Annotated in this window: 21 protein-coding genes; 13 read left to right on the plus strand and 8 right to left on the minus strand. The window is 71.9% G+C overall.

Annotated elements, in window-relative coordinates:
• Positions 1-92: 92 nt before the first annotated feature.
• A complete protein-coding gene (locus tag P3H78_RS18300) occupies positions 93-1,316 on the plus strand; it encodes an MFS transporter (RefSeq protein WP_276110080.1) in 1,224 nt (407 codons plus the stop codon).
• Here P3H78_RS18300 and P3H78_RS18305 read toward each other — a convergent pair.
• From P3H78_RS18305 to P3H78_RS18320, 4 genes are all read right to left on the minus strand, one after another.
• Positions 1,228-2,226, minus strand: coding sequence for a slipin family protein (locus P3H78_RS18305; protein ID WP_276110081.1), 999 nt, complete (start codon positions 2,224-2,226; stop codon positions 1,228-1,230). The two genes, P3H78_RS18300 and P3H78_RS18305, sit on opposite strands and share 89 nt — an antisense overlap.
• A 180-nt stretch (positions 2,227-2,406) precedes the next feature.
• Entirely contained in the window at positions 2,407-3,081 is a 675-nt protein-coding gene (locus P3H78_RS18310) for a hypothetical protein (protein ID WP_276110082.1), read from the minus strand.
• Positions 3,082-3,327: 246 nt separating this feature from the next.
• Positions 3,328-3,876, minus strand: a complete 549-nt coding sequence (locus tag P3H78_RS18315; protein ID WP_276110083.1) for a PaaI family thioesterase — start codon at positions 3,874-3,876, stop codon at positions 3,328-3,330.
• Positions 3,876-4,172, minus strand: a complete 297-nt coding sequence (locus P3H78_RS18320) for a putative quinol monooxygenase (protein WP_276110154.1) — start codon at positions 4,170-4,172, stop codon at positions 3,876-3,878. The genes P3H78_RS18315 and P3H78_RS18320 overlap by 1 nt, the downstream gene beginning before the upstream one ends.
• Positions 4,173-4,314: 142 nt before the next feature.
• Between P3H78_RS18320 and P3H78_RS18325 the strand changes: the two genes are divergently transcribed.
• From P3H78_RS18325 to P3H78_RS18345, 5 genes are all read left to right on the plus strand, one after another.
• Positions 4,315-5,280 (plus strand): GlxA family transcriptional regulator, encoded by a 966-nt coding sequence (locus tag P3H78_RS18325; RefSeq protein ID WP_276110084.1) that lies wholly within the window; start codon positions 4,315-4,317, stop codon positions 5,278-5,280.
• A gap of 305 nt (positions 5,281-5,585) precedes the next feature.
• Positions 5,586-6,530 (plus strand): RNA polymerase sigma factor SigJ, encoded by a 945-nt coding sequence (gene sigJ, locus P3H78_RS18330; RefSeq protein ID WP_276110085.1) that lies wholly within the window; start codon positions 5,586-5,588, stop codon positions 6,528-6,530.
• Positions 6,531-6,633: 103 nt separating this feature from the next.
• Positions 6,634-7,830 carry an NAD(P)/FAD-dependent oxidoreductase gene (locus P3H78_RS18335; protein WP_276110086.1) on the plus strand — a complete coding sequence of 399 codons (1,197 nt, stop codon included), beginning with the start codon at positions 6,634-6,636 and terminating at the stop codon, positions 7,828-7,830.
• A gap of 181 nt (positions 7,831-8,011) precedes the next feature.
• Positions 8,012-8,992 carry an NAD(P)H-dependent flavin oxidoreductase gene (locus P3H78_RS18340; RefSeq protein WP_276110087.1) on the plus strand — a complete coding sequence of 327 codons (981 nt, stop codon included), beginning with the start codon at positions 8,012-8,014 and terminating at the stop codon, positions 8,990-8,992.
• Between the two features lie 66 nt (positions 8,993-9,058).
• Entirely contained in the window at positions 9,059-9,571 is a 513-nt protein-coding gene (locus tag P3H78_RS18345) for a hypothetical protein (RefSeq protein ID WP_276110088.1), read from the plus strand.
• Positions 9,572-9,690: 119 nt separating this feature from the next.
• Here the strand turns inward: P3H78_RS18345 and P3H78_RS18350 are convergent, their stop codons facing one another.
• Positions 9,691-9,822 (minus strand): hypothetical protein, encoded by a 132-nt coding sequence (locus tag P3H78_RS18350; RefSeq protein ID WP_276110089.1) that lies wholly within the window; start codon positions 9,820-9,822, stop codon positions 9,691-9,693.
• Between the two features lie 737 nt (positions 9,823-10,559).
• Between P3H78_RS18350 and P3H78_RS18355 the strand changes: the two genes are divergently transcribed.
• Both P3H78_RS18355 and P3H78_RS18360 read left to right on the plus strand, forming a co-directional pair.
• Complete coding sequence (locus P3H78_RS18355) at positions 10,560-11,318, plus strand: hypothetical protein (protein ID WP_276110090.1); 759 nt, start codon at positions 10,560-10,562, stop codon at positions 11,316-11,318.
• Positions 11,315-11,704 carry a GntR family transcriptional regulator gene (locus tag P3H78_RS18360; RefSeq protein WP_276110091.1) on the plus strand — a complete coding sequence of 130 codons (390 nt, stop codon included), beginning with the start codon at positions 11,315-11,317 and terminating at the stop codon, positions 11,702-11,704. The genes P3H78_RS18355 and P3H78_RS18360 overlap by 4 nt, the downstream gene beginning before the upstream one ends.
• A gap of 187 nt (positions 11,705-11,891) precedes the next feature.
• On the opposite strand, the gene P3H78_RS18365 is transcribed toward P3H78_RS18360, so the two are convergent.
• From P3H78_RS18365 to P3H78_RS18375, 3 genes are all read right to left on the minus strand, one after another.
• Positions 11,892-12,077, minus strand: a complete 186-nt coding sequence (locus P3H78_RS18365) for a hypothetical protein (RefSeq protein WP_276110092.1) — start codon at positions 12,075-12,077, stop codon at positions 11,892-11,894.
• 491 nt (positions 12,078-12,568) lie between these two features.
• The gene (locus P3H78_RS18370; protein ID WP_276110094.1) at positions 12,569-13,942 is read right to left on the minus strand and encodes a serine/threonine-protein kinase; all 1,374 of its coding nucleotides are present in this window, start codon (positions 13,940-13,942) and stop codon (positions 12,569-12,571) included.
• Positions 13,943-14,399: 457 nt separating this feature from the next.
• Entirely contained in the window at positions 14,400-14,570 is a 171-nt protein-coding gene (locus tag P3H78_RS18375) for a DUF5670 family protein (protein WP_276110095.1), read from the minus strand.
• Between the two features lie 662 nt (positions 14,571-15,232).
• Here P3H78_RS18375 and P3H78_RS18380 point away from each other — a divergent pair.
• The 5 genes from P3H78_RS18380 (at position 15,233) to P3H78_RS18400 (ending at position 23,067) form a co-directional block, all read left to right on the plus strand.
• Entirely contained in the window at positions 15,233-17,599 is a 2,367-nt protein-coding gene (locus P3H78_RS18380; protein ID WP_276110096.1) for a peptidoglycan recognition protein family protein, read from the plus strand.
• A gap of 333 nt (positions 17,600-17,932) precedes the next feature.
• Positions 17,933-18,472 (plus strand): hypothetical protein, encoded by a 540-nt coding sequence (locus P3H78_RS18385; protein WP_276110097.1) that lies wholly within the window; start codon positions 17,933-17,935, stop codon positions 18,470-18,472.
• Positions 18,473-18,655: 183 nt separating this feature from the next.
• Positions 18,656-19,918, plus strand: a complete 1,263-nt coding sequence (locus P3H78_RS18390; RefSeq protein ID WP_276110098.1) for a hypothetical protein — start codon at positions 18,656-18,658, stop codon at positions 19,916-19,918.
• Between the two features lie 644 nt (positions 19,919-20,562).
• On the plus strand, positions 20,563-20,877 hold the full coding sequence (locus P3H78_RS18395) for a hypothetical protein (protein WP_276110099.1): 315 nt from the start codon (positions 20,563-20,565) through the stop codon (positions 20,875-20,877).
• 930 nt (positions 20,878-21,807) lie between these two features.
• Positions 21,808-23,067, plus strand: a complete 1,260-nt coding sequence (locus tag P3H78_RS18400) for a nucleotide sugar dehydrogenase (protein ID WP_276110100.1) — start codon at positions 21,808-21,810, stop codon at positions 23,065-23,067.
• Positions 23,068-23,148 lie beyond the last annotated feature (81 nt).

A 23,148-nucleotide genomic window follows, 5' to 3' on the forward strand; every position in this document is an offset into this window, starting at 1 on the left:
CACGGCCCTGCCGGCCCCCGTGCGCCCGCGTCGACCTTTCGCGGACGCGCGAAACAATAACCGTCGCTCCCGGGCCGCCCGAGACTCCGCGTATGCGCAGCTATCAGGACCTGTTCCGCACTCCGGAGTTCACCCCGCTCCTCGTCTCCTCGGCCGCCCTGGGCGTCGCCCAGACCGTGAGCGGCCTCGCCCTCGGCACGCTCGTGTACCGGGCGACGGGCTCACCGCTGCTGTCCGCGCTGAGCATGTTCGGCCCGTCGCTCGCGCAGGTGCTCGGCGCGACCTTCCTCCTCTCCGGCAGCGACCGCCTCCCGCCGCGCCGGACCCTCGCCGGTATCGCCCTCGCCTTCGCGGCCACCACCGCCCTGCTCGCCCTGCCCGCCCTGCCGGTGGGCGCGCTCCTCGCCGTGGTCCTCGCCCAGGGGCTGATCTCCTCCCTCGGCGGCGGCGTCCGCTGGGGCCTGCTCAACGAGATCCTCACCAAGGACGGCTACCTGCTGGGGCGTTCGGTCTTCAACATGGTGAGCGGGCTCACGCAGGTCACCGGCTACGCGACCGGCGGCCTGCTGGTGGCCGCCCTCTCGCCGAGGATCTGCCTCGCCGCGGCCGCCGCGCTCTACGCGGCCGCGGCCGCCGGGATCCGCCTCGGCCTGGTCCGCCGCCCGCCGCGCACCCGGGGCGGCGCCTCGGTCGCCGCGACCTGGCGCACCAACGCCCTGCTGTGGTCGGACCGTTCCCGCCGCCTCACCTACCTGGGTCTGTGGCTCCCCAACGGCCTGATCGTCGGCTGCGAGTCCCTCTACGTGTCCTACGCCCCCGACGCGGCGGGTGCGCTCTTCGCGTGCGCGGCCCTCGGCATGTTCGCGGGGGACGTGACCGTCGGCCGGCTGCTGCCGCCGGCCCTGCGCCGCCGGCTGGCCACCCCGCTGCTCCTGCTGCTCGCCCTGCCCTACGCGTGCTTCGCGCTGCGCCCGCCGCTGCCGCTCGCCGCGGCCCTGGCCGCCGTCGCCTCCATCGGCTTCGGCGCGAGCCTGGTCCAGCAGGAGCGGCTGATGGCCCTCACCCCCGGCGACCTCAGCGGCCACGCCCTCGGACTGCACTCCGCCGGCATGCTCGCACTCCAGGGCCTCAGCGCCACCCTGGCGGGCTCGGTGGCCCAACTCGCCTCGCCCGCCACGGCGATGACGGTCCTGGCGGCCGCGTCGACGGCCGTGACGCTGACGCTGGCTACGGCCGCCCGGCGGCCCCGGACTCCGTCCCGGCACCCTGCCCCGGAACCGTCCCCGGCTCCGACCTCGGGGCCGGCGCCGTCCTAGGATCCGGCGCCGACCCGGTCCGCGGCGCCTCCGCAGCCGTCCACGACGCGTCGGCGCCGCCGCCGGATCCGGCGGCCACCGCGGACGCGTCCGGAACGGCCGCCTCCGTCCCCGCGGGCGCGGGAGCCTGTGCGGCCGCCGGGCCGGCCAGGTTCTGCGCCGCCCGGTCGAAGTACCGCAGCAGCTCCACCGGGAACGGCATCACCAGCGTGGAGTTCTTCTCCGCGGCGACCTCCACCACCGTCTGCAGCAGCCGCAGCTGCATGGCCTCCGGGGTGTCCGCCATGATGCGCGAGGCGTTCGCGAGCTGCTGCGCGGCCTGGAACTCGCCGTCCGCGGTGATGACCCGCGCCCGCCGCTCCCGTTCGGCCTCCGCCTGCCGGGACATCGAGCGCTTCAGGGACTCCGGCAGCTGTACGTCCTTGATCTCCACCCGGTCGATGTGGATGCCCCACCCGGCGGCCGGGCTGTCGATCATCAGGGCGAGCCCCTCGTGCAGCCGCTCCCGGTCGGAGAGCAGATCGTCCAGGTCGCTCTTGCCGATGATCGACCGCAGCGAGGACTGGGCCACCTGGCCCACGGCGAAGCCGTAGTCCTGCACCTCGATGGCGGCCCGCAGCGGGTCGGTCACCCGGAAGTACACGACGGCGTCGACCTTCACCGAGACGTTGTCCTTGGTGATGCCCTCCTGCGTGGGCACCGGCATGGTGATCACCTGCACGTTCACCTTGCGCATCCGGTCGGCGAACGGGATCAGGAAGGTGATCCCCGGCTGCCGGGCGCCCGGCAGGGCCTTGCCCCAGCGGAACACCACCCCGCGCTCGACCTGGTTGACCACCCGCATCCCGGCGCGCAGCACCAGCAGCACCACCACGGCCACGAGCACGACCCCGACGACAGTGCCTTCCATGGCACTCCATTCCTCAGCGGGCGCCGGCCGCGCACGGCGGGCGCCGATGCCAGTGGGACATGGAGGAGGACACGGCACGGCCCCCGATGGATGCGGCCGGCCGCGTCACGAGTGCGTCAAGAAATCCCCGGCGGCCCCCCGGCGGATCGCCTGACGGTCCAGCAGTTCCCCCACGGACCCTCAGCCCCCGTCGTCGGGTGCCTCGGACTCCGCGAGGCGCTCACCGATGTCGTCCGCCCACTCCTGAGCCCAGCGGCGCAGGCCCGGCACGGCCGCCGGATCCAGCCCGCAGGCGGTCAGTTCGCGGTCGTCGATCCACTCGGCACCGTCCAGCCGGGCCCGCAGATCGGCGAGGTCGAGGACGCCACCGGCGTGCCGGCGGCCCAGCTCCTCCAGGTCCGCGCGGCTCCACCGGTCCGACACGGCGTGCACGTCGACGAGATCGGCGGCGAGCCCCTGGTCGGCCAGCGCCCGCACCCGGGTGCCGACCGCGTCCTCCTCGGAGAGCGCCGGCCCCAGCTCCGTGTCGGCCGCCGGCCGCCACAGCACCTCCTTGACCACCTGCACCGCGCACTCCTCGCCGGTCACCGGTTCGGTGACGGCCAGCAGAGCGCCCAGCGGCTCGGCCTCCGCCACCCGCACGCCCCACCCGCGCGCCTCCAGCCCGGCGCGCACCGCGGCGACGATCTCCCCGGTCTCCGCCGGGCTCTCCGTGGCGACCTCCAGCTCACGGCCCGGCCGGTCCACCAGCCCGAGCGCCTGCACGGCCTGCCCGCCGGCGAGCACCAGGCCGTACGGCGCGCCCACCGCGAGCACGTCCGCGACGAGCCGCCGCCGCTCCTCACCGGGCAGCATGCGACCCCCGGGTCACGAGACCCCGTCCCCCGACCGCCCCCACGGACACCGAACCGACCATGGCCCCGAGTATCCCCGGCCGACCGCGCTCTGCCGGGGACCAGCACGCCCGCGGGTACACCCGAGGGGGCGGCCGCCCCGTCCGGCGGCCACCCCCTCGGTGCGCGTCCCGTGCGTCCCGTGCGTCCGCGTGCGTCCCGTGCGGCCGTGGGCGGCCTTCCGGACGCCGTGGCGGTGCGCCCGCGCCTATCGCCCCCGGTCTCCCGGCGGCACCGGGGTGAGGATCGCGCAGGTCGTGCTCCCGTGGGCGTACAGCTTGCCGTCGGTCGCGCCGACGACCCGGGCCTCCGCGGTGGCCGTGGTCCGGCCCACGTGGACGGCGTGGCCCTCGCACCGCAGGAGCGGTGTGTGCGGCAGGACCGGGCGGACCAGGTGCACGCCGAGTTGCGTCGTCGTGTAGACCCGGCCCCTGGGCAGCACGGTCGCGATCGCGCTGCCCAGGGCGGAGTCGAGCAGCGTGGCCAGGAAGCCCCCGTGCACGGTGCCCATCGGATTCAGCAGGTGCTCGCCGGGCTCGCCCTCGAAGACCGCCCGGCCCTCGTCGGCCGCCACCAGCCGGAACCCGAGCGTCCCGCCGATGGGCGGCTCCGGCAGCTCGCCCTTCAGGATCCCCTGCAGCAGTTCGGAACCCGACCGGTCCCCGGCCTCCGACCAGGGGACGGGCGGCCGCCAGGTGTGCGTCCGGGAGCGTATGTCCCCGGGTTCCGGCGCGCCGGCGTCGTGGGCCGCGGCCATCAGGAGACCTTCGAGCCCAGCAGGTCCACGGGCGTGATGACCGGAGGAGAGCTGAGCATCGTCTCCGCCGCGCCCATCAGCGCCTCGGCGATCCGGCCGCGCAGGTGCTCCTGACGCCCCTCCTCGTCGGCGAAGGTGTCGAAGACGCCGAAGGTGGTCTCGTCCTGGCGGAACGCGAACCAGGCGACCGTGTGCTGCTCCTGCTCCGCCAGCTGCGCCGCGTCGCGCAGCATCGCCGCGACCGCGTCGGCGTGTTCCGGCCTGGCCTCGATGCGTGCCAGCAGACCGATCCTCATCGTGCTCACTGCGGGTCTCTCCCCTGCTCGTCGACTGCTCGTCGTCCTGCACGTGCCGGACTGCCCGGCACACGGCGAACGTACGGCGCCGGCCCTCGGATGCGGCAGTGGCAGAAACGACTCCCTTGATAGGGTTTCCGTCATGGACGTGGCGGTTCTCGTGTACGACGGGGTGTTCGACTCGGGGCTGGCGGCGGTCCTGGACGTGCTCGACGCCGCCGGCGCGATGGGCGGGGAGCTCGCGGACCCACCCGTCTGGAACGTGACGAGGATCGGCTTCCGCCCCCAGGTGCGCACCGGCGCCGGGCACCTCGTCGCGACCGAGCCCACCGACCGCGCGGAGCGCGCCGACCTGCTGATCGTCCCCGCCCTGGCCGAACGCCGTCCCCCGGCCCTCCTGGACCACGTCGCCGGCGAGGCGTCGCTCCCGGTCCGGGACCTGATCGCCCGTACGCGGGCCCGCGGCACCCCGGTCGCGTCGGCGTGCACCGGCACCTTCCTGCTCGCGGAGGCGGGGGCGCTGGACGGCCGCCGGGCGACCACGAGCTGGTGGCTCGCGCCGGTCTTCCGCGCCTGGTATCCCGCCGTGCGGCTCGACCAGAGCCGGATGGTGGTGTCGTCCGGCGACGTCACCACCGCGGGGGCCGCCTTCGGGCACGTCGACCTCGCCCTGGCGGTCGTACGGTCGGCCAGCCCGGCCGCGGCCGACCTCGTCGCCCGCTACCTCGTCGTCGACGAACGCCCGTCGCAGTCCGCGTACACCATCCCCAGCGCCCTGGCGCAGAGCGACCCGACGGTCGCGGCCTTCGAGCGCTGGGCCCGCGAACGCCTCGCCGACCCGATCAGCATCCCGGAAGCGGCCCGCGCCGTGGGCGTCAGCGAGCGGACCCTGCAGCGCACGGTCCAGCGCGTCCTCGGCACCTCACCGGTCCGCTTCGTGCAGGACCTGCGGGTCGAACGCGCCTCCCACCTGCTGCGCACCACCGGCCTCCCGCTGGAGGCGATCGCCCGCAGGGTCGGCTACGAGCACGCCAACACCCTGCGCGTCCTGCTCCGCGACCGCACCGGACGCACCACGTCGTCCCTGCGCCCCTCGCCACGGACCTGATCCCCGGCGGCCCGGCGCCCCCCGAGGACGCCCGCGGGTGGTGGGGGCGACGCCCGACCGCCCCGCGGCCCCGCTGCGCGGGAAAGTGACGGTCGGTCGAGCGGTCGACCTCCCGGTGCCGCCGGGGCACGGCAGAGGCCGGAGCAGAGCCGCCGCAGCGCCCCTGGGAGGGAGCCGCCCCGTGTACCGCCCGCGGGACGCCCTCCGTGCACCGCGCCCACCCGGAAGGACCGCCCCGGGCACCGCCCCGGGAGGCCCGCGTAATCCGGCGGCCCTCCCGCCCCACCCCCGCTAGGATCCGGGCCATGGCCCTGACCATGAGCGACGTGGACCGGTTCGAGGCATCCAGGGGCCGCCTGGAGGCCATCGCCTACCGCCTGCTCGGCTCCGCGAGCGAGGCCGAGGACGCCGTGCAGGAGACGTTCCTGCGCTGGCAGGCCGCAGACGTCGACCGGATCGAGGTCCCCGAGGCCTGGCTGACCAAGGTGCTCACCAACCTGTGCCTGAACCAGCTCACCTCGGCCCGCGCGCGGCGCGAGACGTACGTCGGCCAGTGGCTCCCCGAGCCGCTGCTCGCCGGAGACCCGATGCTCGGCCCCGCCGACACCGCCGAACAGCGCGAGTCGGTCTCCTTCGCGGTCCTCGCCCTCCTGGAGCGCCTGTCGCCCGGTGAACGCGCGGTCTACGTGCTGCGGGAGGCCTTCGCCTACCCGCACCGGGAGATCGCCGAGATCCTCGACATCACCGAGACCGCCAGCCAGCAGATCCTCCACCGCGCCCGGAAGCACGTCGCGGACGGCCGCGCCCGCACCGAGATCGACCGCGACGCCGCCCGGCGGATCGTCGAGGAGTTCCTCGCGGCCGCCACCAGCGGCCGGACCGAGCCGCTCGTGCGGCTGCTCACCGGGGACGCCGTCGCGATCGGCGACGGCGGCGGGAAGGTCCCGGCCCGCGCCAAGGCGTTCGAGGGCGCCCTCGCGGTCGCGACGTTCATGCGCGGCCTGTTCAAGCCGAGCCGGGCCAAGCGCGCCCTGGCCGGCGGCTCGCCCGGCATCTGGATCACGACCGCCAACGGCGGCCCCGCCCTCGTCGCGGTCGTCGACGGCCGGGTCGTCGGCGTCATGTGCCTGGAGATCACCGCCGAGGGCATCGCCGCGTTCCGCAACCAGGTCAACCCCGACAAGCTCGCACGCGCGAACCGGCGGTGGGGTGCCTCCGACCACGGAGACCCCCTGCTCCACGCCTTCTGACCCCCTCCCGACACGTTGTGAGCTGCTTCACATCCGACTCCTGTCAGGGAACGGCGGGCCGCCCGGTTCAAGGGGCGAACCCGATCGAGACAGGAGCCCGGACATGCAGCACCGCATCGTCGTCCTCGGAGCCGGATACGCCGGAGCCGTCACCGCCGGACGCCTCGCCAGGCGGCTGCGCCGCGAGGACGCCGCCATCACCCTCGTCAACGCCGAACCCGACTTCGTCGAGCGCGTCCGGCTGCACCAGCTCGCGACCGGCCAGACCCTCGAACCCCGGCCCCTCGGCGCGATGTTCGTGGGCACCGGCGTCGCGTTCCGGCAGGCCCGGGTCACCGGCGTCGACGCCGACCGCAGGAGCGTCGCCCTGACCGGCGCGGACGGCACCGGGGAACTGCCGTACGACACCCTCGTCTACGCCCTCGGCAGCGCGTGGAACGACCAGGCCGTCCCCGGCGTCGCCGAACACGCCCACGAGATCGCCGGCCGCCCCGGGGCGCTCCGGCTGCGCGAGCGGCTGGCCGGCCTCGGGGCCGGGGCGTCCGTGGTCGTGGTCGGCGGCGGTCTCACCGGCCTGGAGGCCGTGACCGAGATCGCCGAGGCCCGCCCGGACCTCGACGTCGCCCTCGCCGCCCGCGGCGGCCTCGGCGACTGGCTGTCGCCCAAGGGCCGCCGGCACCTTCGGAAGGTCGTCGACCGGCTCGGCATCACCGTGTACGAGGACACCGCGGTCACCGCCGTGGAGGCCGACCGCGTCACCACCGCCGACGGCGCGTCGATTCCCGCGGAGGTCACCGTGTGGACCACGGGCTTCGCCGTCCACCCGATCGCGCGGGCCACCACCCTGGAGGTGTCCGGCACCGGCCGGATCGTGGTCGACAGGACCATGCGGTCCGTCTCGCACCCGGACGTCTACGCCGTGGGCGACGCGGCGCTGGCGACCGGCCCCGGCGGCAAGCCGCTGCGGATGTCCTGCGCGTCGGGCACCCCCATGGCCTGGCTGGCCGCCGGCGTCATCGCCGCCCGTCTGACCGGCGGCAAGCTCCCCAGGGTGCCGCTGCGCTACTTCAACCAGTGCATCTCCCTGGGCCGCAGGGAGGGCCTCATCCAGTACGTCACCGCCGACGACCGCGCGGTCGGCGCGGCCCTGACGGGACGTCTCGCCGCCGGCTACAAGGAAGTCGTCTGCAAGGGCGCGGCCTGGGGCGTCGCCAACCCGAACCTCGGCCTGCCGTCCCGCCGCCGTCCCGTCGTCGCGCAGCCGGCCCACCAGCAGGCGGCGGCCGAGGCGCGGGCCTGACGGCCGTGCCCGCGCGGGGGTACGTGCCCGACCGGGGCCCGGGGAGGCGGGGCTTCCCCGGCCCGGCGCCGGCCGCCCGGCCTCCCCGAGGGCCCGCCGGACCGCCCGGCCGCCGGGCCCTCGGGGAGGCCGGGGCCGTGAGGTGTACCCCCGCGGCCCCACCGGGGCCATGATGACGGCCATGACCTTGTCGACCGCGTTCACGAAGCTGTTCGGTGTACGGCATCCGATCGCGCTCGCCCCCATGGGCGGATCCGCCGGCGGTGCACTGACGGCGGCCGTCTCACGCGGCGGCGGCCTCGGGCTGCTGGGCTCCGGCAACGGCGCCCCGGACTGGCTGGCCCGTGAAGTGCCCCTCATCACCCAGGGCACCGACCGGCCATGGGGCGTCGGCCTCCTGACCTGGCAGATCGACGCCCGCGCGGTGGAGCGGGCCCTGGAGTACGAACCCGCGGCGGTGATGTTCTCCTTCGGCGACCCGAGCGCGTACGCCGAACGCGTCCGCCGGGCCGGCGCGGCGCTCATCGTCCAGGTCACCGACCTGGAGGAGGCCCGGCAGGCCGTCGACCTGGGCGCCGACGTGATCGTGGCCCAGGGCACCGAGAGCGGCGGACACGGAGCCCGGCACGGCAGGTCCACCCTGCCCTTCGTACCGCTGGTCGTGGACCTGGCGCACCCCGTGCCGGTGCTGGCGGCCGGCGGGATCGCCGACGGACGCGGACTGGCGGCCGCGCTCGCCCTGGGGGCCGAGGGCGCCGTCGTCGGCACCCGCCTCCAGGCCACGGCCGAAGCCCTGGTCCACCCCTCGACCGCCGCCGCGCTCGTCGAGGGGCGCGGCGAGGACACCGAGCGCAGCCGCGTCCTGGACATCGTCCGCGGCTCCGCCTGGCCCTCCCGGTACACCGCCCGCACCCTGGGCCACCGTCACCTCGACCGCTGGCGGGGCCGGGAGGCGGAACTGGCCGCGGACCCGCAGGCCCGGGCGGCCTACGAGGAGGACGTGGGCCGCGGCGAGGTACCGCCCCTGCCGGTCTGGGCCGGCGAGGCCGTCGACCTCGTCGCCGATCTGCCGCCCGCGGCGGACCTCGTCGCCGCCATGGCCGAGCAGGCCGAGGCGGCACTCGCCCGAGCGGGACGAACGGCTCCCCCGGAAGGCGGTTGAGCGCCCCTGCCACAACGAGGCATGCCTCAGGGCCCGTTGTCGGCGCCCGCCGCTAGGGTCACCTCCATGGGTGCCACGACAGCCGCCATGGTCACCGCCGTCGTGGGAGTGCTGGGGACGCTCCTGGCGCCGGTGGTCACGACATGGGCGGCGAAGCGCCGGCAGGCGGAGGAGAGCCGGGCAGAGGCGGCACGCCGCTTCTTCGAGGAGCGGCGCTCCGTGTACACGGCGATGAACCGCGCCTCCCGCCACTTCCACACCATGCTGAAGGACGCCCTCCACCGTCTGCGCGACGGCGTCTACACCGACGACGACCGGGCCCAGGTCGAACAGGCGCGCCGGGAGTACCGGGACCGCTACGCCGAGGCCCAGATGATCGTCCCCGAGACGGTGCTCCGGGCGTCCCGGGAGGTGAACACCGTCCTGGCCGCGATCGACGCCACCGCCAAGCGCATCGACCGCGGCTACTCCCGGGAGGGCGAGACGGCGGACCGGGCCCTCGCCGACCTGAAGGCCGCCGAGCCCGCACTCACCGCCATGCGCCGGATCATGCGCGAGGACCTGGGCGTGGCCGACTGACGGTCACGGCGCGGCACCCGCCGGCCGACTGACGGGCACGGCACCGCACCAGCCGTCACGCCGGCCGGGCCTCCGCGGCGCCGGGGCCGGCTTCGGCGAGGCTGCCCGGGGCGACACGGTCAGTGCCGCTCGGGCGGATCGGGATCCCATCCGACCGCGAAGGACCACGTGACCATGGGGTCCGAGGTGAACCGCAGGGAGCTGGAAGCCCGGGCCTGGGCCATGGGGATCTCGTTCAGGGCGGGAGTCACCCTGTCCTTTTCGCAAGGGAGGGAAAAGGACGTGTTCGTCGGTTCCACCTCAACGGTGAGGCGGCCCGGACCCTGACAATTGACGGCAATCGCAAGGGTTTTGCCCGCGTGGATCCCGCCAGGGATCGGATACAGGCCGTCCCCTGCGACGTCGGCGCCGGACGCCAGCGGCGTGATCCCATCCGCGGAGATCCTCGGAGCTCTGGTGACCGACGCGGCGTGAGGTTCGTGGGTCCCGTCCGGCGCCGGCCCGGGGGAGGGGCCTCTGGCCGGTGTGCTTGCGGCGCGACCCGCCCGCCCCTCGGGGGAGTCGGCGTCCCGGTGAGCGGTGCAGCCGACCAGAGCGAGACCGATGGCCAGTGCCCAGACGGCCGTGTGGGCGTACCCGGATTCCGGCAACTGCTGGAGATCACGCAAGTCTTCCCCCTGAGACGCATGTCCATCCCGCACCGCTCCTACCCCCCGGTCGGAGCCGGCATGGGCAGAACACTCACGTACGGCGCGACGACCGGTCAAGCGATCTTCCAGCCGCGGCGCCGGGGCTCGTTGGGCAGCGGCTCACGCGCAGGCATCCATACGGTCGAGTGCGCCTGCGGCCCGACTGTGGAGCCCGACGCCGAACCGCCTCACCGGCCTCTTGCCCCTACCACATGCGTATCAGCCCCTTGACACACTTCGCCTCGCGGGAGGAAATTGTGTCAGACAGTTGATGCACTTGTGGGAGGGAAGGGGCCGGCATGCCTGCTGTCGCAGGACGGGACCACACGTGGCGGGAATGGCTCGAGACCCCCGTGCGGTGGGCCGGCGCGGCGACGGGTCTGGCCGTCAACGCACTGGTCCCGTTCGACTCCGAGTCGGACGTGGATCTGCTCTACGAGTTCGCCGCGTTCGGCCTGTGCGTCATGCTGGGCGCGCTCGCGGCCGACGTGGTCGCGCATCGGAGACCCGGCCGGCTGAGAGTCGCCAGTACGACCCCGCGCCGGATACGGGACTTCGTGCCGCACGGCCTGACCGCCGGCGTCGCCGGGCAGGCCGTCGTCCTGGTCGCCCTGCTGGTCGTCGCCGTGTCGACGGCCTCGCCGGACGATGCGGGTCACTCCGGCCGCGCTCTGTCCGTCACCTGCCCGGAGGGAGACCAGTTGCTGTCGCCCTGGCCCGGCCCGTACTACGCGTGGCCGATTCTCGGCGGTCTGATGCTCGGCACCGCCGCCTGCGCATTGATCCTGCGCCGCATCACGGCCCGGTCCGGAAGCGACGACCAGCGCCACGCGGGGGCCAGGGCCGCGATCGGCGCCTGGGGAGTGGTCGTCTGCGCCCCTCTTTTCGCCGTCTCCGTGAACATGGGCGTCGTGGTACTGAGCCTGGCCTGTGCGGGCGGGATGAAGATCGCGGTGCTGTGGGGGCTGGTCATCGCCGCCCTCATCTCCGCCGTGACCGCAGGCCACTGCCTGTGCGTCGCGCTGCTCCCGCAGGTGTACCTCAAGGCGCGGCCATGAGCACCGGCGATGCGAGCATCAGGGTCGTCCACCCTTCCCCGCTGCCGCCCTACGAGCAGATCCGCGCCCAACTGGCTGACCTGATCTCCGTCGGCCGACTGCGGAAGGGAGACAGGCTCCCACCCGTGCGCCAGCTCGCCTCCGACCTGGGGCTGGCCAACAACACGGTGGTGCGGGCCTATCGCGAACTGGAGGCCGCAGGTCTCGTCAAGAGCCGCCGAGGCTCCGGCACCCAGGTCATCGCCCCGGCACCCGCAACCGACGCCAAGGTGAAGCTCCAGGAGCACGCGAACAGCTACGCGGCCGCAGCCAGACAGCTCAACTGCACCGACGAAGAGACCCTCGCAGCGATCAGGCACGCCCTGGCGAGCTTCGACACCACCTGAACGAGGCGATGAGGGAGCCGCCGGACACTGAGAGTCGCACAGGAGGCGAAGCGGGCGACTCCGCAGACGCCGCCGGGACCGGGCACCCCTGCGTCTCAGCAACACTCACGGGCCCGCCCGCGCTCAGCCCTGGGCGAGCCGGAACCTCCGGCTTGCCCAGGGTGGTTCACGGCAGGGATGACGCCCGTCAGCGGTGCAGTCTCCTGCGCGCTCGGAGGAAGCCGATCAGCCCGCCCACCACGGACATTGATGCGGTCAGCGGTCCGTCTTTCAGCAGGAGGCCGGGAAGGGAGATCACCGCCACGATGAGCAGCCATCCGCACCCGGCCACGACGAGATCCGCCGAATCAGGGCGGCTTCGCTCGTTCTGCACCCGTTCCCCCCTTCACCGGAGTGCGCCCGGCCCGTAGCCCCCGCGCACCCACGGTAGCCGCGGGGGCGGGTGTTCTGTGCGCAGTGGATCGTGGCCGTGCTGCAGTGGATGTCGCCGCCCGGTACGCCGACCCGCCCGCGGCCGTCGGCGCCTGGACCGGCGCTCCACGAGTGATCGGGGCCGCGCTGACGCGGACCGGTGCGGGACCGTGATCCGGGGCAGTGGGGAGTGGCCTCCGGTCCATGAAGTCCGATCAGCCCGTTGGGCCTGTGCTGCTCAGCGCGCGCCGGCGGGCCGTGCCCCCTCCGGCACGAGCTGGCGAGAGGCACGTTGATCTGCCGCTCTCGATATCAGGCCCGGATGTCGGAGGCCCGCGCCCGGTCCCGCAAGCTGCCTGGAACGCATCCTGCGAGTGCCGCGTCCCGGCACCGTCGTCGCCGCTGCGCTCGATGCTCCGCTCCGAGTAGTCCTGCGCCACCTGGCACCTGTCGCTATCGGTGAGGTCCGCCTCTGCCGCCCTTGCCCGGTGCGTCCTCCCCCTCCCTCGGCCCGATCCTGGGCGCATGTTCGCCGTGGGGTCCGGATTTCCTGCCACCGGCGGGCTTGGCCTTCTTGCCGTGGTGATGACCGGTTCCACGGGCCTGCCTTGCCCGAGGGAGCCGAGTCGGGCGGGGGACCGGCACCGCGGGAGTCACGTGCTCGGGCCCTGCGGTGACCGAGGGCGCCGGCTCCCTGCTCCGGGCAGGGGCGGCCGTGCCGGTCCCGGCCTCGCGCTTCCTGCTGTCGGCGGACGCCGAGTGCTTCTGAGGGCTGGGCAGTGCCGTGGCCGCGGGTCCCCGGTCGGCCGAGGCCCCGGAGCCCCAGGTCGGCACCGTCATGCCGAGCGCCGTCGCCGCGACCACAGCTCCGGCTGCTGCGAGCGTCCTGCCGCGGTGTCGGGAGGCCCATCGGCTCTCCTCGCGCCGGGTGCCGCACTCGGAGTCGGGCTGCGTGGCGTCGGGGACGCCGCCCGCCGGCATCGAGGCGGAGGCAGCTCCCTCGTTCCGCTGCAACCGCGCCAGGACGGCCGCGCAGGTCTGCGCGTCGGGCCGGTCCGCTGCCTCCATCGCGGTCATGGAGCCCAGGAGGTCGCGCAGTTCCGGCGGAAGCCGCCTCGGTATCCGAGGCGCGCGGTGCAGCCTGGCGACCGCCGACTCCATCGGAGTGCCCTCGTACTCCAGCCGGCCCTTCAGGCACTCCAGCAGTACGAGACCGAGAGCATAGATGTCGGCCCTCTGCTCGACGCGACGTCCGGTCACCTGCTCGGGGGACAGGTAGGCGGCGGTTCCGACGAGGCCGCCCGCCTGCGTGGACGCGGTGGCGTCGATCGGCCGGGAGATGCCGAAGTCGGTGAGGTAGGGCCGGTCCTGCACGTCCAGCAGGATGTTGGACGGCTTGACGTCGCGGTGCAGGATTCCCGCCCCGTGCACGTGCCCGAGCGCCTCGGCCAAGCGGCTCCCGAGCTCGACCACCGCAGGGACGGCCATGGCCGAGGCATTGATGCGCCCGCGCAGGTCGCCGCCCTCGATCAGCTGCACGACGAGAAAGGCCTGCCCGTCGTGGCGGCCGACGTCGAAGACGGTGACCAGCCCCGGATGCTGCAGGCGGGCCAGTACCAGGGCTTCGTCCTCGAACCGGTCCTTCAGGCCCGTGGCGGTCCCCGGCCGGAACACCTTGACGGCCACCGGACGGCCGAGCCGCAGGTCCGTTCCGCGATAGACGTCGGCGGCACCGCCGGACCCCAGAAGCTCCCCCAGCTCGTACCGTCCTGCAAGCCTGGCGGCCCGCGAGGACTCAGGGAAGCGGGTGTCCAGAGGCGTCGTCATGTCTCTCCCAGGGGCGTGACCACATCATTGCCGTCGGGCAAATGTTGTACTGCTGCGCGTACCCGAGAAGTGCGCCGTCTACCTGGAAAGGGGGCAGGATTCCCTCGCTGCCCCGATGTCCGTGGTCTGACCTCGACATCTACCGAAGACTCGACATCTACCGAAGAGAAGTATTTCCCAGGTGTTCAGCCGGACGCGACCGGCGGGCGGAGGGGGCCGGCCGGGGTGAGGCCGAGGGCAGGTCTACGGCGGGAGGTTGCGCTGGTTCCTTCGCGCGGCCGCAACCCGCCCTCGACAAAGCCCGCATACCCCGTTATCCAAGTGTGACTCGCCCGAGCAACGTGGATGCCTGTGCGCTTCGACGCCGCTGAGGGCCGCTCTGCATGTGTACATGCGAAGGGCCCGGCGATGGTACGGCCGGGCCCTTCACGGGGTGGGGAGCAGGTGCGCGATCAGGTCACCATCGGTACCAGCGGCCTCGGCCGCCGCCGGCGGTGTTGGAGCGCATCACGAAGCCGAGGAGCCACAGCACCAGAACGACGACCGCGACCCACCAAAGGATCTTGATAGCGAAACCGGCACCGAACAGGATGAGCGCAAGAAGCAGTACGAGTAGCAGGGGAACCATTGTTATCAACCTCCTGCACCCCGGTTTCCCTGCGGTGTTTCCTTCATTCGCGGCTGACGCCTTGTTTATGAAAGAGGGAGCGGGGCACTCAGAGCGGCTCGAAGACGGTCCTCGTCGATGTCAGGGGCAGACGTCAGGTGCCCCCCGGATTCCTGGTGCCTCCATCGCGCGAGCGGCCCCGGGAGCAGATGTCTTCAGGCTCGCCCCGGTCGTCGTGCGGCGCCGCGTATCGCCCGGTCCATCGCGAGCGGGGAAGACGTCGAAGTCCTTGACCGGCGCGCGAGTCGGATGGTTCGGCCCGGTCCTCGCTGCTCCCGGTGCGGCCCGCGGGATCCGGCAGGCAAGGGGCACGCCCCGCAAGGAGATGGGTGCTCCCGGCGCGGCTGATCCGGTCGTCCGGGTCACGCACCGACAGTCGCCCTCGGCGTGCGTCCGCCGCCCCTGCCCGGGTTCGGGACCTGTGACGCCGAAACGACCGGGCGCGCTGGTAGTCCTGGGGCATCCTGAGACAGCTGTGCCCTGCAATGGCTGCGACGACAGCCACAACTGGTCTTCAAGGGTGGGGCATGAGAACTGAACACAGGGTTCGACGCGGTCGTCGTAGAGCCGGCCTGAAAACGCGCACGTGGCTGGCGCTGGGGGCGGTCGTCGCCGGGGGCGGCGTGGCTGTGGCGACCGTCGCGATGGCCGGATCGGGAGGCAGTGCCGGAGCGTCGGCCGCGCGGGGACCGATCAGGACGCATGTCCACTCGCTGTCCCTGACCGGGGCCAGTGCGTCGCTCAAGACGCTGGGGGCCCAGGCCACCGCACCGTTCAGCATGGTGGGTGTCACCTGGAACGGCGCGCACGCCACGTTGCGCGGCACGGTGGAGGTGCGGACCCGTTCCGCCGTCAGCGGCCACTGGACGTCGTGGCTGAAGATGCAGCAGCCGGACGACATCCCCGACGCCGCCGAGCTGAACCGTGCCGGTGTGCGGGGTGGGATGTCGCCCATGTGGGCGGGGCCGTCGGCCGGAATCCAGGTCCGTGCGACCGGCGCGGGCAAGGCGACCGCGTTGCCCGCCGGGCTGCGGGTGGACCTGGTCGACCCGGGCAAGCCCGCCACCGGCGCGACGCAGGGTTCCGGCATGGGCCTGGCGGGATACGCCATGGACGCTACGGCCACCGACACCGCGACGCCGACGGACAGCGTCGCCCCCACCGACACCGCAACGGCCACAGCAGGCAGCGACACTTCGGGGACTCCGACCGCGACGGACTCCGCCTCGCCCACGGACACTCCCACGGCCACGGACTCGACATCCGTCGCGCCGTCCACCGGAACCTCCGCAGCCGCCTCACCCAGCGCGTCCCCGACGTCGCCCAGCCAGCTTCCGTCGCCGTCCGAGGCGTACCCGTCCTGCACGGCCTCCTCCAGCAGCCCCTCCGCGTCCGCGTCGCCGACCCCGCCGGACCCGATGCCGGCCGCGACCACCTCGACGGTGGCACCGCCGACTGTGGTCACCCGGTCCGGCTGGGGCGCGGACGAGTGCGCCCGCGAGACCGGCTACCCGTCGTACGGATCGGCGGTGAAGGTGATGTTCGTCCACCACACCGACACCCCCAACGACTACTCCTGCGCCGACTCGCCCGCGATCGTGCGCAGCCTCTACGCCGCACACCTCAGCCAGGGCTGGCGCGACATCGGCTACAACTTCCTGGTCGACAAGTGCGGCACCATCTTCGAGGGCCGCTTCGGCGGGACGGCGCTGCCGGTCGTGGGCGCCCAGACCTACGGGTTCAACACCAACAGCATGGGCGTGGCCGCCATCGGCACCTACACCGACCTCAGCGGCGGCGACTCCCAGGAGACCACCTACACCGGAGCCACGCCGAGCACGGCCCTGCTGAGCTCCATCGCCCGGATCGCGGCGTGGAAGTTCGGCATGACGGGCGTGGATCCCGCCACCGCCACCGCCTCGCTGCCCGAGGGCTCCTCCGACAGCTCCGGCTTCACCCCGGGCAAGGACTACACGTTCAACGTCGTCTCCGGGCACCGCAACGGCTTCGCCACCGACTGCCCCGGCAACCAGCTCTACAGCGCCCTGGGCACCATCCGCTCCTACGCGTCCGGCCCGGTCGGCGCCGTCTCCGTCACCGGGCTCGCGGGCGGCGCGGTCAAGTCCGGGACGAGCTACTACACCAAGGGCTCGGCCACGGTGAGCTGGACGACCTCCACGCCGTCCGCGGTGATCTCCGGGTTCGACGTCCTGGTCGACGGAAAGGCCGTGGCTCACACCTCCGGCTCCGCCCGCTCCACCTCGATCTCGGTCGCCTCCGGAAGCCACACCGTCCAGGTCCGCGCGACCCACGTCCGTGGGGCGACCACGCTGTCCGGCTCGGCCGCCCTGGTCGGTGACACGACCGCGCCGACCTTCCCGACCGCTCCCGGCGTGCAGGTGCGCACCGGCACGGTGAACTCCACCGCGGTCCCGGTCACGGTGACCTGGAAGGCCGCCGACAACGCGGCACTCGCCAAGGTCACGGCGACCTCGCCGGCCGCGGCCACCTTCGGCCCGACGGCGACTTCCTGGCCGACCAGCGCCAAGCCCGGCGCCTCGGACCTGTTCGCCCTGAAGGCGTACGACGTGGCCGGCAACACCCGCGGCGCCTCCGTCTACCGGACGCCGAACATCATCCAGGAGACCTCCACCACCCGGGCCGGCAGCTGGACGCACCGGAGCGGCACCAGCTACCTGGGCGGCTACTCCTACAGTTCCTCGTCCGCCAAGGCCTCGATCAGCTGGACCTTCACCGGACGCTCGGTGGCCTGGATCGTCTCGCGGGCCTCCACTTCGGGCCAGGCGTACGTCTACGTCGACGGCGCCAAGGTCACCACGGTGGACCTGAAGTCCTCCACCACCCTCTACCGCCAGGCGATCTGGACCAAGACCTGGTCCAGCTCCGCCAAGCACACCCTGAAGATCGTCGTGGTCGGCACCTCGGGCCGCCCGACCGTCACCACCGACGGCATCGCCACCATCGGCTGACCCGTCGGCCGCACCTCACGAAGGAGCCCGCTGCCCGCGGGAATTCGGCGGGCGGAGGGCTCCTTCGTGCACAACCGGGGTTCACCTCCCACCGCCTCCACGCTGAGAGCATCGAGAAGGGCCCCTGACCTGGGTTCGGTCGGGGGGCGTTGTCGTGTCCAGCCACCGTGAGGAGCGTCCCTGCACGCACGCCTGCGGCTGCTCCGTGTGCGCCCGGGAGCCGGGGCCCGACAGCCTTGGCCATCTTCTGACACGCGGTCTGTTGACGCCGCGTTCCCCCACGGCGTTGGATCGTCCCTGCCCGTGCGGGTGTACGGGCAGAGAGCTGGGACGATGACCGAGGACGCCGGACCCGGGCTGATAAGGGTGGTGTACTTCCAGCAGACCTCCGCACGGATGATGGGCGCGGGCGCGGTGCTGTCCGAAGCGTTGCTGCTGGTCCTGATCGGTACGGCCCACCGGCTGGAGACCCTCCTGGTGGCAGCGGTTGCGGTGGCTCTTGTGTCCCTGGTGCTCCTGCCGCTGCGCTTCCGTCTCCCCGCCCGGCTTCGCCGCACGTACGAGCATGCCGCGCGGATCGACAGCGCCGAAGAACAACCGCACACCGGTCAGGCCGCGGCGCAGCGGCCGGCGCTGCGGCGCACGGCCGGATTCGTGGCTGGAGCGGTCTGCTGGATGACCTTCATCGGCCTGGCATCGCATCAGCTGATGCCGCCCCTCATGCTGGTTCCGGTGGCCGTGGCCCAGTGGGCGCAGTCCCGGGCGACCGCGAGATGGGAGCGGGCGAACGGAGCGGACCTGTGGCAGACCGTGCCCGGGCTGCTGGGCGCCCGGGGCCCGGTGTTCCGTGTGCCGGCGGTGGGCGGTATGTGAAGCCACCGCCTCAGGGGTGACGTCGGGGGCAGCCGCTGCGCTCGCCGCTCTTGTGGTCTGTTCGGTGGAGATCGGCGTGCCGTGCAGGGGCTGACATCCGGCCTGTCGTCACTGTGGGCGATAGCAGACGTGATGGACATGTAGCTCTGGACCGGGGCTACCGCCCGAGAAGAAGGAGGCCCCATGGCAGCGTTTCGAGGCGCCTGTCTGCGCGGCGGGATCGCTGTGGCCGGCATGGTGGTGGGTTTGGTGGCCATGCCCGTGACGGCCCAGGCCGCGACAACCAACGTGCCCTGTGACCCGACCGCACTGAAGAACGCGATCACCAGCGCCCACTCCGGGGACACGCTGGTGCTGGCCCACAACTGCGTGTACAGCTACACCACGCCGGACAACGCCAACAACGCTCTGCCCGTGATCACCAAGAAACTCACCATCAACGGACGCGACGCCACCATCCAACGAGACCCGACGACGGCAGCCCTGTTCCGCATCTTCGAAATCGACGGACCCGGGAACCTGGCACTCAACGATCTCACCGTCCGCAACGGCAGCGTTCCGGGTACTGCTGGTGGCAACATCTTCGTCAATCCGGGTGGGACACTCAGCCTCACCCATAGCGTTGTGACGAACGGCACCGCCACCGACGGCGGCAACATCTTCGCCAATTCGGGTGGGACCATCGACCTCACCCGTAGCGTCGTGAGGAACGGCACCGCCTTCGACGGCGGCGGCTTCTTCATTCTCGCCTCTGCCACCGTGCGGATCCGTCACAGTGTCGTCGGCTACAACACCTCGGCAGCATTCGGCGCCGGCATCTCGAGCAGAGGCGACCTCACCATCGCCGACGGCACCACGATCAGCAATAACGCCACCGGCGGCGTCGGCGGCGGACTCGCCAACAGCGGCCCGGCGACGATCGATGATTCCGAGATCTTCTCGAACAGCGCAGCCAGCACCGGTGGCTTCAGAGGCGGTGGAGGGATCTTCAACCTCAACCCCGGCAAGGTGAACCTGCACCACACCCGTGTGGAGCACAACACGGTCACCGCAACGGCGAACGCGCCGGGCGTGGGCGGGGGGATCTCGAACCAGGGAGTGGCCGCCACGGTGACGATCGACGGCGGAAAGATCGAACACAACTCGGCCGAGGGGACCAACGCCCAGGGTGGCGGCGTCTACAACGAGGGCACGCTGAGCACCAAGCAGCTAAAGATCGAACACAACACCTCCACCGGCACGGGTGCCCAGGGCGGTGGTCTGACCAACAACGGTGGGACCGCCACGCTCACCAGCAGCAAGGTGGAGCACAACACCAGCAGCGCCCCTCCCGGCGGCATCAACAACAAGGCCGGCACGGTGGCCCTGAACGACAGCAAGGTGAAGCACAACAATCCCACCAACTGCGCCGGCAGCGCAGTCCCGGTGCCTGGCTGCGTGAACTGACCAACCGGATTGACCCACCACCTTCCCCGGCTCCCGTCCCGTCCGCCGTCGACCCACACACCATGGACCGCGCCTGCTCGGTTCTGCCTGGGTCGATGGCGGACGGGACGGGAGCTCCCCTCTACGGGCCCGCGGTCGGCGACGGTGCGCTGCCCGGTGACGAAGGCAGGGAGGGGCGGCGCGGCGGCGACCGACCGGCGCCGCCGCTCTGTGCGCGGCACCTTCGATCTCTTCGATCGGATTTTTTGCAGCTTGGGGGGCCGGGAGCGACGGCGAGCGAAGCGATGCCCTTGACATGAGTTCGCGGCGGGCGATCTGCTGTGCGTCCTCCGCCCGTACACGGGCGGGCCGCCTGGGTGGTGACGCGGGCGTAGTGGCACGTGTGCGGCACGGCTCCTGGAACGACGAAGGGCCAGCCCGGGAGCAAAACCCTCCTGAGCCGGCCCTTCTCTGCGTGCCCCCGGCAGGATTCGAACCTGCGACACCCGCTTTAGGAGTTCGATCGCTGCGCGGCACTCCTGGGGAGCCACGCGGCCACGCTGGCCATGCCAGACCATCCAGGAGTGCTGGCGTCCGGCGCCGTTGATGTCACTCGTGGATGTCAGAACGGCGCAACCACACGCGCTCGCTGGCACGATCGACTCGTGATTGATTTGGAGCGCGTCGCGGCCGAGACCGTGGCTTCCTACCGAACACTCGACGAGATGGCCACCCTGCGCCGCCACTTCCGGTGCGCAGACGAGGAAGGCGGCCTCTGGTACATCGAGGCGGTACCCGACCGCGGCGAGTTGATCGTCGTCAAGCAGGCCGAGCTGACTTCGGCCGGCAAGCTCCACCGGTACCGCTGGGAGCACTTGGAGGACGAGCACGGCGGCCTGACAGACCAAGCGATCAACCCTGAAGTGGAGCCGCTGGAGGCCATCCCAGCCGAAGAGTTCCAGCGAGTGTGGACGCGGTGAGATGGATGGACAACCACTTTAGGAGAGAGGGTGGGCCGTACGGCGCGTGACCTGCGGCTTCGCTGGTCGAGCTAGCGGGCGCGGATGCACACGCTAGCTACCCTTGTTGACCGCTGCTGACCCCTGCTTCTGGCACGGCTGTGGCACGGCGACCTCTTCGTCCCGAAGCAACTGAGGCGGGCACTCTGCCTTGGGCTGGGGTAGTCCCTACCTGCCCTGATGGTGCGTAGGCGTCCGCACTCGTCCGCCGGTGCGCGTCGGCGTTGTCACGCAGTTAGACACCCGCTGCCGCTGCACCCTTCGACCGTTCGGAGGACGCCGACTGCGGCGCGGCCAGGGGTGCCAGTCGGGCGATTTTTCCGAAGGACGACCTTCCCGAACAAGTCACCATATTCGCCTTGGACCATGCTCTCGTTGACCCACTGCTCTCGCACTGCCCCAGTGGCCTCGGTTCTCAGGCGGCCACTGAAGTCCCAGCAAGCACAAACTCGGAGTGTTTGTGAAGATCGTTTTATGCGCTTCGAGGTGCCGTGCGGTCGATCCGTGACTGCCGAGGGGTCCTTCGGTTCGCTGTCGAGACTGGCCAGTGTGAGTCTAACTGCGGCTCTACGCAGTGAAGTTGCAGGTCGGGCGACGAGGGAGGGGTCTCGCGGCAGGGGTGCAGTGATCGAATTGGTGAATACGGTTGCATATGGCAGACTCTTATTGAATGCTTAACCTCCTCAGGTGGGGGGGAAGTGTGAAGATCGTCGGCATCCGACGATGACCCGGCGCGGCACTCGCTGTAACCCGAGGGGGGTTCAACTCGCCGCTTCCGGACCTTTCAACGCAGTACCAGACGCCGCGGCTGCCTGCTTCAGGAACAGACAGTCGCATCTCAGGGGCGCCGTTTTCCCGGCTTGCGAGCCGGATCAAGGGGAGGGAACCACCATGCGCATTGGCGTGCTCGGGCAGGGCTATGTCGGCCTGCCCCTGGCTTTGAGGGCCGCCGAGGCCGGACACACCGTGACTGGCTATGAGCCTGACCGGGAGCGTTTCGAGAGGCTGGCTGCCGGCTCGTCCTACGTTGAGGACATTGACTCCGACCGTCTGCAGGGCGCCTTGCGCTCTGGCGCCTACACGCCGACCTGCGACCCGGAAGACGTCAAGGGCTTCGACGTCGCAGTCATCACCGTGCCGACCCCGTTGACCGACCGTGCTCCGGACCTCAGTTGTGTGCGGGAGGCGGCCCGCGTGCTGGCTGCCCGAATAGAGCCCGGAGCCACCGTGGTACTGGAGTCGACCACGCACCCCGGCACCACGCGCGACGTGCTCATACCCTTGCTGGAAGAGGGTTCGGGCCTCATCGCCGGCCGTGACTTCCATGTCGGCTTCAGCCCCGAACGTATCGATCCGGGTAACGCCGAATGGAGGCTGGAGAACACACCCAAGATCGTCTCTGGTCTCACCGACGCCTGTCTGCAGCGTGTGAAGGCGTTCTACGACTCCGTCACTGAGGTCACCGTGCCGGCCTCCGGCTTGGAGGAGGCCGAACTGGCGAAGGTGTTCGAGAACACCTATCGGCACGTCAATATCGCCCTGGTCAATGAGCTTTCGCGGATGGCCCACGTACTCGGCGTCGACGTGTGGAGCACCCTCGAGCTGGCTGCGACCAAGCCGTTCGGTTTCACGAAGTTCCTGCCCGGCCCCGGTGTTGGTGGGCACTGCCTGCCCATCGACCCCGTCTACCTCAGCCACCACGTCAAGACCCGGCACGGGCAGACCTTCCGGCTCATCGAGCTGGCTCAGGACATCAACGAGAGCCAGCCCGACTACGTGGTGCGCCGCTTGCAGGACTCTCTCAGTCGCCGCTTCAGCCGCAGCGTGCATGGTGCCCGTGTTCTCGCCCTCGGCGCCGCCTACAAGCCCGGTACGGCTGACGCCCGTCAGTCGCCGGCCGTACAGGTCATCGACCGGCTGCGTGCCATGGGGGCGGATGTCACCGTCGTCGACCCCTACCTGCGTGACGGCGGCTGTCAGGCCATCCCCTTCTCCGCGGAGGGGAACCGCATCAACGTGGGCGACTTCGACGCTGTCGTCGTGCTCACACCGCACGGTCAATTCGACCTGGATCAGCTTGCCGCCGAGGCGGCATACGTCCTCGACACCCGAGGCGTCATGCCGGCCGCCGAGCACATCGAGCGGTTGTAGAAGCGCGTCGCCTGGACGGGTGTGCGTGCTGGATACCAGGGGCGCCATGCCTCTGACATCTCACATCGAGAGGCTCTGGGA

It is taken from the genome of Streptomyces tropicalis (genome assembly GCF_029269835.1).
Taxonomy (GTDB): Bacteria; Actinomycetota; Actinomycetes; order Streptomycetales; family Streptomycetaceae; genus Streptomyces; species Streptomyces tropicalis.

Coding starts and splice junctions, on each gene's coding strand:
- P3H78_RS18315 (WP_276110083.1), bottom strand. CDS start 3,876: ATGGCCGCGGCCCACGACGCCGGCGCGCCGGAACCCGGGGACATACGC.
- P3H78_RS18345 (WP_276110088.1), top strand. CDS start 9,059: ATGGGTGCCACGACAGCCGCCATGGTCACCGCCGTCGTGGGAGTGCTG.
- P3H78_RS18320 (WP_276110154.1), bottom strand. CDS start 4,172: ATGAGGATCGGTCTGCTGGCACGCATCGAGGCCAGGCCGGAACACGCC.
- P3H78_RS18300 (WP_276110080.1), top strand. CDS start 93: ATGCGCAGCTATCAGGACCTGTTCCGCACTCCGGAGTTCACCCCGCTC.
- P3H78_RS18335 (WP_276110086.1), top strand. CDS start 6,634: ATGCAGCACCGCATCGTCGTCCTCGGAGCCGGATACGCCGGAGCCGTC.
- sigJ (WP_276110085.1), top strand. CDS start 5,586: ATGGCCCTGACCATGAGCGACGTGGACCGGTTCGAGGCATCCAGGGGC.
- P3H78_RS18385 (WP_276110097.1), top strand. CDS start 17,933: ATGACCGAGGACGCCGGACCCGGGCTGATAAGGGTGGTGTACTTCCAG.
- P3H78_RS18375 (WP_276110095.1), bottom strand. CDS start 14,570: ATGGTTCCCCTGCTACTCGTACTGCTTCTTGCGCTCATCCTGTTCGGT.
- P3H78_RS18325 (WP_276110084.1), top strand. CDS start 4,315: ATGGACGTGGCGGTTCTCGTGTACGACGGGGTGTTCGACTCGGGGCTG.
- P3H78_RS18400 (WP_276110100.1), top strand. CDS start 21,808: ATGCGCATTGGCGTGCTCGGGCAGGGCTATGTCGGCCTGCCCCTGGCT.
- P3H78_RS18355 (WP_276110090.1), top strand. CDS start 10,560: ATGCCTGCTGTCGCAGGACGGGACCACACGTGGCGGGAATGGCTCGAG.
- P3H78_RS18370 (WP_276110094.1), bottom strand. CDS start 13,942: ATGACGACGCCTCTGGACACCCGCTTCCCTGAGTCCTCGCGGGCCGCC.
- P3H78_RS18340 (WP_276110087.1), top strand. CDS start 8,012: ATGACCTTGTCGACCGCGTTCACGAAGCTGTTCGGTGTACGGCATCCG.
- P3H78_RS18310 (WP_276110082.1), bottom strand. CDS start 3,081: ATGCTGCCCGGTGAGGAGCGGCGGCGGCTCGTCGCGGACGTGCTCGCG.
- P3H78_RS18305 (WP_276110081.1), bottom strand. CDS start 2,226: ATGGAAGGCACTGTCGTCGGGGTCGTGCTCGTGGCCGTGGTGGTGCTG.
- P3H78_RS18360 (WP_276110091.1), top strand. CDS start 11,315: ATGAGCACCGGCGATGCGAGCATCAGGGTCGTCCACCCTTCCCCGCTG.
- P3H78_RS18390 (WP_276110098.1), top strand. CDS start 18,656: ATGGCAGCGTTTCGAGGCGCCTGTCTGCGCGGCGGGATCGCTGTGGCC.